Below are 12466 nucleotides of genomic sequence, written 5' to 3' on the forward strand. Positions count from 1 at the left end.
TTTTCGAATCAATGGATGATTGTCCTTACCTTTTCGTACTTTTGGTTTTTTGATGCATACAGATGAATTTCAATTTTCCTCCTTTTGAGTCGTTTATTTCCAATTATACTACGCAAAACAGTAGAAGTGAAGCGGAAGTGGTAGCTGTAAGGGAACTGGAATTACAAGAGGGACAAATAAAAGCCAGGCTGGAAGATGGAACGACGTATGCGGTACACATCAATTTCAATCAAAAAAAAGTGCTGAATGCAGCCTGTTCTTGTTTGTACAGCCAGGCAGGATACTGTAAGCACATCATTCGCGCACTGACCTACGCCGATGGGTTACTGCCAAAACAGAGCAAGGAAAAACGAAAGCAGGAAGTCGTTCCTTTAGTTGAAATCAAAAAAGACAAAACCGGTTTTACAATCGAACATCAAGACCTTCTTCAACTCTCAGAAGAGGAGATTGTCAGTGTTTCCCAAGGGATACAGAAAAACAATACATGGGGAAGCCGGATGGATTTCCGGGAAGCAAAATTAGGAAATCATCGGATCGAAGCAAAAATTTATCAGGGATACAGCGATGAGTGGACCGTTGTCATTGAACAGGCAAACGGGCATCTTTCACTGGCATGTACCTGCTACAACCCGTCCAAAAAGCTGTGCGCGCATATCCATTTCGCCATTGCGGAAATTCGGAATACGAATGAATTACAGCTGCCCTTTAACGACGAACAACGCTTTGACTTTTTACGTAAATATGCCGCTAAGATGGGATTGACGAACCTTGGAAACCCGGATGATTTATTTGAATTGAAATTCGATTACGGACGCATTCACGTGCACCCCAGGTATACCTTACTTTCGCTCACGGCTTATGAGAAACAGGAACTCAAACGCCAGTTGATCCCCGAATTCCAATTTCCCAAATTGAACAATGCGGAAAAAAAAGAATTTGTATTGGTCGAAACATCCAACTATTCCAAAGAATTGGTGTTCACATTGATGGAAGCTCCCTTGTCAAAGTCGGGAGAACTCAAATCTCCGGTAGAAAAAGTGACATTGCAGGAGAAAATGAGGCAGCATACCAACCAGGATGAACTGTTGTTCTTCTCGGCGTTGATGCAACAGGATGTATACGGCGCGAAACCGTTTTTATACCAGGACATTGTCAGAAATCCATTGCACTTCCCGTTTTATTTTAATGCAAATTCATGGGATACGAAGCGGGTAAATGTCAAAAATCTGGAATTGATAACGGTTCAGCCCGGAAATCCGGAAGCAACACTATTTGTACGACAATCCGGCGATTTTTACGTGCTTACCTGTGAGGTGACGATTGGGCATAAAACATTTCAATCTAAAAACATTCACCTGTCCGGTTCGTTCTTTCGCTCCGCAGAAAAATTGTTTTTTGTCAATAACGAAACAGTGGTACAGGTACTGCATTTTTTTAAAAGCAAAAACCACGAAATTTTTATTCACCGGACCCAATTTGAATCGTTTCGGGAAGAATTTTTAAATCCATTGGAGCAACGGATCACGGTTTCATACAGTTTTGTGAAAAAAGCCCCTGCAAAAGTAATCAAAGAACGTTCCTTGAACCAGGTGTCAGAACACCTGATTTACCTGTCAGAATCGGATGATTACATCTTAATTACTCCCGTTATTTGTTATGGAGAAGTTGAAGTAGCGGTGCTTTCCAGGCGGACCGTTTACACAGAAAATCCGGATGGAACATTGTATTCTGTTGAACGCAATGAAGCTGCCGAACGAAAATTTCTGCGGTCGATTCAGGCACAGCACCCGTCATTTGAAGCATTTCCGCAAACAGAATTTTTTTACCTGCACAAACAAGAGTTTTTAGACCAGGGGTGGTTCATTGACGCGTTTGAGGAATGGCGCAGCAATCAGTATGCGATCTTAGGATTCAGCCAATTGAAAAACAACCGCTACAATGCGCATAAAATGAACGTTCAGACACAAATCATTTCAGGAATTGATTGGTTTGACGTGAAAATAAATGTGTCGTTCGGAAAGCAACAGGCAGGATTGAAAGAAATTCAAAAATCCATTCTCAATAAAACCCGGTTTGTACAATTGGGAGACGGAACGCAGGGAATCTTGCCGCAGGAGTGGATTGAAAAATTCGGACATTATTTTCGCTCCGGGGAAATTAAAAATGACACCATCCAGGTGCATAAAAGTAATTTTAAACGGATTGATGAACTGTTTGAACGGGAAGTCTTGTCCCGGGAAGCACAGTTGGAAATTGATCAGTACAAACAAAAACTGGAAAATTTTCATTCGATCAGAAAGGTTCAGGTACCCGAAAAATTAAATGCTACGCTGCGTGATTACCAGAAAGAAGGACTCAACTGGCTTCACTTTTTAGATGAATTTTCCTTTGGAGGTTGCCTGGCCGATGACATGGGATTGGGAAAAACCATCCAGATTATTGCTTACTTTTTAACCCGCCATGAAAAAGGAAATACCCGGCCCAACCTGGTAATTGTTCCCACCTCGTTACTCTTCAACTGGCAGCGGGAAATGGATAAGTTTGCTCCTCATCTGAATTACATCGCGTTGCACGGAACAAACAGGGAAACATATACAGTTGATTTCAACCTGTATGATGTAGTGCTTACAACCTATGGTACCTTATTGTCAGATGTGGAGGAATTGAAAAAACAACGCTTTGACTGCCTTGTTCTCGACGAATCCCAGGCGATTAAAAACCCGGATTCAAAACGCTACAAAGCCGTGCGTTTGCTGGATGCACGACAGCGATTGGTGGTGACAGGTACACCATTGGAAAATAACACATTTGATTTGTATGCCCAGTTGTCGTTCGCGATGCCGGGATTATTGGGTAGTGCCAAACGCTTTGCGGCCGATTATTCGACCCCCATTGATAAATTCCAGGATACAGCACGCGCAAAAGAATTGCAACAGAAAATTCATCCGTTTGTGTTGCGACGAACCAAAAAACAGGTGGCTGCAGAATTACCCGAAAAAACCGAAATGGTCGTTTATTGTGAAATGGACACCGAACAACGAAGGGTGTATGATACCTACAAAATAGAATTTCAAAAGTACCTGGCGGGCTTGTCAGAGGAAGAATTACAGGCGTCAGGACTACATGTCTTGCAAGGGTTGGCCAAGTTGCGGCAAATCTGCAATTCCCCTGCATTACTTTCCGATGATGAATTTTACGGTGATCAGTCTGCCAAACTGGATGAATTGATGGCACAAATCAACAACCTGAAAGAAGCGCATAAAATATTGGTGTTCTCGCAATTCGTAGGAATGCTTGACCTGATCAAAAAACGGCTGGATGATCACAAAATCAGGTACGCTTATCTGACAGGACAGACAAAAAAACGGGAAGAACAAGTTGAAATTTTTCAAACTGATGAAACTGTCCGCGTATTTCTAATCAGCTTAAAAGCGGGAGGGACCGGCTTGAACCTTACACGGGCAGAATACGTGTTTTTAGTGGACCCGTGGTGGAATCCGGCTGTGGAAAACCAGGCAATCGACCGGGCACACCGCATCGGACAGACCAATAAGGTAGTTGCCGTTCGCCTGATTACCCCGGGCACCATAGAAGAAAAGATTATGGAATTGCAGCAACGGAAACGTCAGTTGGCTGATGAACTGGTCCATACAGATAACAGCATGCTCAAACAATTATCCAAAGAAGAGTTGATGAAGTTGATGTAAATACCGTACCGGATCAAAAAGTGATGGATTCCGGTGGAATTTAATCGCGAATACCTGACGTTTTCGTTACATTTGCTCCCTGAATAAAAAAATATGGCATCAAGTTTTTTTGCAATTTTAGATGATATCGCAGCATTGATGGACGATGTTGCTGTTGCCAGTAAATTGGCGACAAAGAAAACAGCGGGTATCCTGGGGGATGATTTAGCAGTGAATGCGGAAAAAGCCACGGGTTTTCTTTCTTCACGGGAATTACCGGTCTTGTGGGCCATTACAAAAGGTTCTTTGCTGAATAAACTGATCATCGTTCCAGTCATTTTCGGATTGAATTTTCTATTGCCCGTTGCCATTAAAATAATCCTGATCATCGGCGGGTTTTACCTGGCGTATGAAGGAGTGGAGAAAATCATCGAATACCTGTTTCACCGGAAGGACAAAGCTCATACTTCGGCAAAAGAAGAGCTTGAGGAGGAAGGCATGGAAGCGGAGAAGAAGAAGGTACGTTCAGCGATTTCAACAGATTTTATTCTTTCACTGGAAATTGTGATCATCGCATTGGCAACAGTGCTGGACAAACCATTATCCGTTCAGATCATAACCGTTGCAGTTGTAGCGTTAATTGCGACAGTAGGAGTGTATGGGATCGTTGCACTCATTGTGAGAATGGACGATGCAGGATTCAAATTAATCAAGCGTTCCAAAAATGACGGCTTTTTGCGGAAATTGGGGAATTTAATGGTCAATGCGCTTCCGATGGTGATTCGCTCGCTCGCTGTGATTGGCACCATTGCATTAATCCTGGTATCGGGAGGTATTTTTGTTCACAACATTGATTATTTACATCACCTGCTACCGGGTGTTCCTTCCATTGTGAAAGAAATTGCTGCCGGACTGATTGCCGGATTGCTTGCTGTACCGGTAATGGCAGTAATTAAGAAATTGGTAACAGCAGTGAAAAAATAAGTTCCTTACCTTTACTGGAAATAACAATACAATGAGCATCCTGAAAAACCTGTTAAAAAACCCGTCGTACGGGAAGAATATTGATTTATCCCTTTTATTGCTCCGCATTGCAGCGGGTGGATTTATGCTGTCGCACGGATATGGGAAAATGGTCAAATTATTCAACGGAATAGTTGAATTTGCAGATCCGATTGGATTGGGAGTCGAGTTGTCATTGATTTTAACAGTATTTTCAGAAGTGTTATGTGCGTTGTTTATATTACTGGGAATCATTCCGCGCCTGGCAGCGATTCCGTTGATCATCACCATGCTTGTAATTGTTCTTGTAGTACATGCCAGTGATGGATTTGAAAAGCAGGAATTACCATTGTTTTACCTCATTTCTTATCTCGTGATTTTATTGGTTGGGGCAGGTAAATACTCCGTGCAAAGTCTGTTTTCAAAAGGGTAAAAACTAGTTTTATAGAAGCTTTTGAGAATTAAATGTTACTTTTGCACACAAAAAATCTTATGAAAGCTACTATTTTATGTTTCTTTTTTCTTTTACCGACAATTTATTTGTTTTCTCAAAAGGATGAAGGAAAGTTGTCAAATCCCATCCCTAATTCATTCATTGAAAAAAGTGTCTCATTTTTTCATAATGGAAACCTCTACTTTTTTGACAGCAATGCTGCATATAAAGAGAATACCGTAGTTGTGAATACAGAAAACGGTGATGTATCAACATTTCAACAAAATAAATTAGTGATTGATAACTATGCCATTACGTCGGTTAATAATAAAAAACACATTTCAGGAGAATACCTGTATGAATTGGTTTATTGCTCTAATAAAAAGAAGTTTGGGAATGTGTCATATGCGATTCTGAAGCGAAATTTAAACAGAATATCTGAGGTTGAAAAAGTGTTGTGGTTGGATAATTTTCAGTTATCACCAACGATGATTACCTATTCAACTGTTAATATTTCATTTTTTCCGGGGAAGTCTGGTTTTTACATCATTCGTAAAGCCACAGTTGGTAAGAGCGGAGAACAAAATTACATAGCAAAATACAATTATGATCTGGAAGAAGAATGGAAAAAAGATTTCTCATTCACAAATGAAAAAGGAATTGATGTAGATTATACAGATGTTAATGAAAATGATGACCTTTTGGTATGTATAAAAATGACAGGGGATGTGAAGGGACGTTGGTCGTTTAAATCTACGGTCACCGTAAACCAATCCGGATTGTTTTTTTATATTTTGGATAAAGAAGGCAATGAAATGGGAATCGCACCAAAAATAGATCAAAATATCTTTTTTAAAGCATACGATTTACGTTATTATCCTGAAAAAAAAGAGGTGGTAGGTTTTTTTCAGGTGAACAAGTTAAATCAAAAAGATTATACAATCTATGGGAATGGGTACGCATACATGAAATGGGATGAAGAAGGTTCTATCTTAGTAAGCAATTCTCACTACTTTACAATAGATGAATTTAAAACACCTGAATTTGATCAGTTTCTAAAAGTAAAAGGGAGGGATTCGAAAGATATAGTAGATAAAAATAATGAACTGTTACCATTTAGTTCCGGCTTCTATTCAATATCCTTCAGCCCAAATCAGGAAGTCGTTTTAGGATATAAATATGGGAAACAATTACTCTACAAAGTAAACGAACATGGAGAATTGGATTGGACTTATTTTATGGCAATTAATAACTGTATAATAGGTGAATTTATTTTTGGGGAGGACGACATATATTTTATTGCAACAGACTATGCTGAGAATTTTGTTTCAGGAAAGTATGAGATAGCCGCTCAATCTAAAAAAGAAATTTTATCTGCCCGAAAAATAGACATGAAATCGGGTGAGTTAATAACGATTAACCCGATCTCTAATATCCCATCGGACTACCTCGTCTATAGACAATCAATTTTAGTAGACGAAAATAAAACGACAGCTGTAATTGAGTATCGGAATACCAGGAAGAATAGTCGGAAATATGTGACTTACAATTTATAACGCTAAATTTATTGTTTCGTATTCTGATTAAATAATAAGTAATACTTAAATATTTCCATGTATTTTCTCTAACTTTCTTGCTGTGTGGGGAATTAATCTTAATTTCACATTCAAATTTAGCGTACAACCAAAAACACAGTGAAACTTTCACTATCAAATCGGCAACTTTCAGAAATCGTTGGAGGTAAAAACGGTGTGGGAGAAAATGTATCTTCTGTTCACAGTATTGTTTATGACTCCAGGAGAATCGCAACTGCGTCTACCAGTGCATTTTTTGCATTGAAAGGAGTGCACAGCGACGGACATACTTTTATCGATGATGCCTATGAGAAAGGAATCCGCACATTTGTTGTGAGTGAGAATGTCACAGAAGCTTCTTTTCCTGGAGCGTGTTTCATATACGTGGATGATACGTTGAATGCATTGTTCCGGTTGGCAGCATACCACCGAAGGTCTTTCAAAGGAAAAGTGGTGTTGATTTCAGGGAAAATCGGAAAAACAAGTGTCAAGGAATGGTTGTATACCTTGCTGGCACCTGAACTGAGTGTTTCCAGAAGCCCGAAAAGCTATAATTCCAACCTGGGAATAGCTATATCGGTGCTGGAAGCAAACCCGGTTTCTGATGTGGTATTGATTGAAGTGAAACCCCACGAGGAATTAAACCCCGCTAAAATTAATGAATTGCTGCATCCCGATCTGGGTATTTTAACGACAACAGAAGTAGCGGGAACGATGTTCCCGGATGCATATTTCGAAGCGTTGTACAAAGGATGTACCGATTTGTTTCATGCGGAACGACAACGTGCTTTCCTGAATATGAAAACAGCTGTACGCTTTGTCAACCCATTAAAGGAAGAGTTGTATCCGAGTGAAGCAAAACGGAAAAATGTGGCACTGGCACATGCCGTAGCATTGAAAATGGGGATTTCTGAACCGAAGCTGCAAGAAAAAATGAAGCATTTACCGGATCTGGCATTGAGAATGGAAACATTTGAAGGAAAAAACGGGAACTTTATTATCAACGATTTGTACAACCTGGATGCGGATGCATTTCGAAGTTCACTTGAATTTCAGCAGGCACTGGCAAAGCGAAAAAAACGTGCGGTCATTTTAGGGTTACAGGAAACCGATTTACCTAAAAAACAAGCATTGGAAGAATTGATCCGTGAATTCAAGCCGGATTATTTTTTCCTGTTGAATGAAAACGAAACGTTTACAGAGCAGTTAAAAGATACGGTTATTCTGATCAAAGGAAGTACTTCCAGGTATTTGTTGCGCATCGCGAATCAACTCAAAGAAAAACGCCACCATACACATCTGCGGATCAACCTGAAATCGCTGCGGAAGAATATTATCGCTCATAAGCAGGTACTACCGGAAGGAACCAAATTAATGGCAATGATGAAAGCCTCCGGGTATGGGTCCGGACTGGATAAAATGGTTCAGTTTGTCGACGGATACGGAGTCGATTACTTTGGCGTTGCATTTGTGGATGAAGGTGTTGCAGTACGCAATGCCGGGATTGCAAAGCCGATCATGGTGATGAATACCGAAGAAGACAATTACGAGGCATGCATCAACCACCGGTTGGAACCTGCAATTTTTGATTTTCAACAGTTGGATGACTTTATTTCGGAGTGTATCTATCAGGGAGTGTACGATTACCCGATTCACCTGAAAATCGACACGGGAATGCGACGGTTGGGGTTTGAACCGGATCAGTTGGGAGCAGTGTTGGAAATCATTCAATCACAGCCCGAAGTCAGAATAAAAAGTGTGTATTCACACCTGGCTGAATCTGATAACCTGCGGGATAGACGCTTTACAGAGCACCAAATCCGGCAATTCGCACTTGCTGTCAATAAAATCCGGCAAGTCATTGATTACCCGTTTGAACAGCATATTTTAAATTCCCCGGGGATTGAAAACTACCCGACAGTAGATTTTTCTATGGCCCGGTTAGGAATCGGCATGTACGGAATTTCCGCAAACCCGTCCTTTAAACGGAAGTTAGAACCCGTGATCAGCTGGTACAGTGTTGTTTCGCAAGTGAAAAGAGTCGCGGCCGGTCAAAGTGTAGGGTATTCACGCTCCTATTATTGTAAAACAGACACCATTGTTGCAGTTGTTCCTGTTGGTTATGCGGATGGACTGAGACGCTCATTGAGCAACGGAGCCGGTTACCTGACAATTAACGGTACAAAATGCCCGATCATCGGTAAAGTGTGTATGGACATGGTGATGGTGGATGCAACCAATGCGAAGGTAAAAGTAGGGGATGAGGCAGAAATCATCGGTCCGAATTGTCCGTTGGAAAAAATGGCTGAACTGTTAGGAACGATTCCCTACGAAGTCATGACCTCTATTTCAGAACGAGTACATAAAGTGTATGTTGAATAAATTACAGCCGACATATCCCGTTGTTTCCCTTACTGGAAAAATAGCCCTTCGTCTCGGATTACTTTTTGTGTTTTGGATTTTCGTGTTTGATGCGCAACGCATCTTTTTTACCATTCACAACCTGAGCAAATTTTCTGAATTGGGGTTTTTTAACTGGTTGGGAGCCTTTGTTTTTTCATTTCGGCTGGACATGGCCACGGCAGGCTACCTGAGTATACTACCCGGGATTTTTTTAATACTTGCAACGACGTGGGAAGCAAAATGGGCGTACCGGGTATTTGCAGCTACGCTGTTGTTTGAAGCCATTGTCTGTGCGTTGATACACGCAGGAGAAATCAATGCTTACCCGGAGTGGAATCACAAACTCACCGGACGTGTTTTTACCCATTTATCCAACCCTGATGAGGTTGTCAGAACAGCCGATTACGGGATGATGTTCTGGTTTTTTATCTATGCGGGACTGGAAATCATACTGGCATTTAAATTGAGAAAATGGTTTTTCCCGTTCAAAACGACCGGATGGGAATTGTCAGCTTTGAAACGTACTTTTGTAACAATGATGACCATACCAGTGGCATTCGCGACCTGTTTGTTACTTGCCAGGGGAGGATTGCAACCGATCCCGATTAATACGGATGCGGCAATTTATACCAATGATTATGTCGCCAATGATTTATCCGTCAACTCAACGTATTATTTTGCCAAAAGTTTCTTATTGTACAACCGGACGGATATTGATGAATTCATACCTGAAATTACCGATGAACAAGCAGCTCAGACGCAAGAACTGCTGTACGGCTACAATACGTATCACGAGAATTGGATTCTGGACAACAAACGCCCGAATTTCGTGTTCATCATCCTGGAAAGCTGGACGGGAAATGCAATGGGCTGTCTCACAAAAACAACGACGGCAACTCCTCATTTTGATGAGTTGACCAAAGACGGACTATTCTTCTCCAATATTTACGGTGTTTCAGGAACATCTGAAATCGGTAATTCCGCTATTTTCAGCGGATACCCGGGAGTTCCCGAAATTTCAATTACCATGCAGCCGGATAAACACCGGAAGATTCCTTGTTTGAATGAAGACCTGGAAAAGTGGGGATATACTTCAGCGTATTTGTTCAGTGGTGACCTGAAATACGGAAACATAGGCGGGTATTTTACCGATCACGGGTTTGATCACGTTGAAGATGAAAATAACTTCCCGAAATCATTGGGGAAAGGAAAATTAAACTATTACGATGAGGATTTATACGATCTGCTGATTGCGAAAATGAATCAGCTTCCGCAACCCTTCCTGCAGTGTGGCTTTACGGGAAGTACCCACTCTCCATATGATTTTCCGAATGCAGAGCGCTTTTCCCGGTTCGGAGGAGTAGAAGGAAAATTCCACAATTCGATGCTATATGCCGACTCGTGCCTGTACGATTTTCTTCAAAAAGCAAAAAAACAGTCCTGGTATGCGAATACCGTTTTTGTTTTCGTAGCAGATCACGGACATGCCTCCAATTTACAGCAAAATCCTTCTGCTAGCGCGTACAACAGAATTCCGCTGTTGATTTGGGGAGAACCGTTGAAACAGGAATACAAAGGAAAAACAATCCACAAACTGGGATCTCAGGCTGATATTGTTCGAACTTTGCTCTACCAGATGGGAGGAGATTATCAACGGTACAAATGGGCAAAAGATTTGTTGAACCCGAATGCACCGGAATTCGCCTTGCATACAATTAACCGGGGGTATGGTTGGGTAACACCAAAAGGAAATTTTACCTACCACATGGAAAATAAGTATTTTGTGGAAAATACTTATTCCGAAGCGGATACCGAACGGGAATTTTCTACCTGTCAGTCACTGTTGGCATTGATTTATGAAGAATATAAAAAATTATAATGTGAAACAATCTGTCTGGACTGATTACAAATTGATTTTATGGACAGCTCTGCTGCTTCGTTTGATCGCTGCGATCTTTTCCCAGGGATATGGAATGCATGACGATCATTTTTTGGTAATTGAAGCATCCGGCTCGTGGGTGGAAGGGTATGATTACAATAAATGGTTGCCGTGGAACCCTTTAAATAAAGGACCGGAGGGACATTCATTTACCTATGTAGGATTGAATTTCTTTTTCTTCTACCTGTTGAAACTCATTGGTATTGTTGACCCGAAAATCATGATGCTGCTGGTACGGATTGTACATGCATTGTTCTCGATGTTGACAGTCGTTTACGGAATAAAAATCACAGAGAAATTATCCAATAGACGGGTGGCTAAAATTGTTGGTTGGTTACTCGCTGCATTGTGGGTAATGCCGTTTTTATCGGTACGTCAGTTGTTTGAATTTACCCCCATTCCATTCCTGATGATGGGGATCTGGCTCTTACTGAAAGATGAAAAACGCGCAACGAATTTTCTGTATGCAGGATTGTTGATGGGACTGGCGCTTTCCTTTCGTTACCAGATCGGGGTGTTTGCAATTGGTGTAGCTGCCGTTTATTTCTTTCAATGGAAATGGAAACCGTTTTTCTTGTTTTGTGCAGGTGTACTCGCAGCATTTGTTATCACGCAGGGATTGGTCGATTTTATTATCTGGGGATACCCGTTTGCAGAAATGATGGGATATGTCACCTACAATATGAACGAAGGGACAAAGTACCTGCCGAATACGAATTACTTCATGTATTTCTATGTTCTGATCGGAGTGTTGCTTGTGCCTCTCGGACTCTTGATTTTTACAGGATTTTTCAAAGTGAAAAAGGAATATCTGATCCTGTTTATCCCGGCACTACTCTTTTTGTTGTTTCATACCTGGTATCCCAACCGTCAGGAACGTTTTATCCTGACGATTTTACCCGTATTTATTATCCTTGGTGTAATGGGGTTCGAGCACCTGAAAAAGAATGGGTTTGACAGTAAATTGTGGCGGTATTCCTGGATTGTTTTCTGGATATTAAACATTCCTCTTCTGGTCTTTACAACGCTGATGTATTCAAAAAAATCGCGTGTAGAAGCCATGTATTCCATCTATGAGCCCAACATGCATCCCAAAAATGTATTGATGGAAGGAACAGGAAGTAATAAAACCTCCCTGATGCCTCGTTTTTACAGCAAAGACTGGGCAGGAGCTTATTTGGACCGGACAGATGCCGGCCAGCCGCTAACGGTTGCTGAGGGGATGGAATACGATTACATTTTCTTTTTTGATGAAGAGAAATTGCCGGAACGAATTGCGGAATACAAAACAATTTATCCCAAAATGAAACTGCACCAAAAATGTTATCCGAGTACGTTGGACGTATTACTTCGCAAAATGAACCCCCGAAACTCAAATGAATACATTGAGGTGTGGAAGACAAATCGGTAAATGAATATCTGAAATGAC

The 12466-nt window shown here is 41.1% G+C and carries 7 protein-coding genes; all 7 read left to right on the top strand.

Annotation, left to right across the window (positions count from 1 at the left end):
- Window positions 1–62 precede the first annotated feature (62 nt).
- The 7 genes from H9Y05_RS03635 to H9Y05_RS03665 all read left to right on the top strand — a co-directional run bounded on the left by H9Y05_RS03635 (window position 63) and on the right by H9Y05_RS03665 (window position 12448).
- Window positions 63–3707: a DEAD/DEAH box helicase gene (locus H9Y05_RS03635; RefSeq protein ID WP_216713536.1), complete on the top strand. Its 3645-nt coding sequence runs from the start codon at window positions 63–65 to the stop codon at window positions 3705–3707.
- Window positions 3708–3800: 93 nt separating this feature from the next.
- Window positions 3801–4670, top strand: coding sequence for a DUF808 domain-containing protein (locus tag H9Y05_RS03640; RefSeq protein WP_216713537.1), 870 nt, complete (start codon window positions 3801–3803; stop codon window positions 4668–4670).
- A 31-nt stretch (window positions 4671–4701) separates the two neighbouring features.
- Window positions 4702–5121 (top strand): DoxX family protein, encoded by a 420-nt coding sequence (locus tag H9Y05_RS03645; RefSeq protein WP_216713538.1) that lies wholly within the window; start codon window positions 4702–4704, stop codon window positions 5119–5121.
- Between the two features lie 59 nt (window positions 5122–5180).
- Window positions 5181–6677 (top strand): hypothetical protein, encoded by a 1497-nt coding sequence (locus H9Y05_RS03650; RefSeq protein ID WP_216713540.1) that lies wholly within the window; start codon window positions 5181–5183, stop codon window positions 6675–6677.
- A gap of 138 nt (window positions 6678–6815) precedes the next feature.
- A complete protein-coding gene (alr, locus tag H9Y05_RS16510; RefSeq protein WP_163491785.1) occupies window positions 6816–9077 on the top strand; it encodes an alanine racemase in 2262 nt (753 codons plus the stop codon).
- Window positions 9067–10977 carry an LTA synthase family protein gene (locus tag H9Y05_RS03660; RefSeq protein WP_216713541.1) on the top strand — a complete coding sequence of 637 codons (1911 nt, stop codon included), beginning with the start codon at window positions 9067–9069 and terminating at the stop codon, window positions 10975–10977. The genes alr and H9Y05_RS03660 overlap by 11 nt, the downstream gene beginning before the upstream one ends.
- A gap of 1 nt (window position 10978) precedes the next feature.
- The gene (locus H9Y05_RS03665; protein WP_216713542.1) at window positions 10979–12448 is read left to right on the top strand and encodes a glycosyltransferase family protein; all 1470 of its coding nucleotides are present in this window, start codon (window positions 10979–10981) and stop codon (window positions 12446–12448) included.
- Window positions 12449–12466: the final 18 nt, after the last annotated feature.

The organism is Taishania pollutisoli (genome assembly GCF_014518315.1).
GTDB lineage: Bacteria > Bacteroidota > Bacteroidia > Flavobacteriales_D > Crocinitomicaceae > Taishania > Taishania pollutisoli.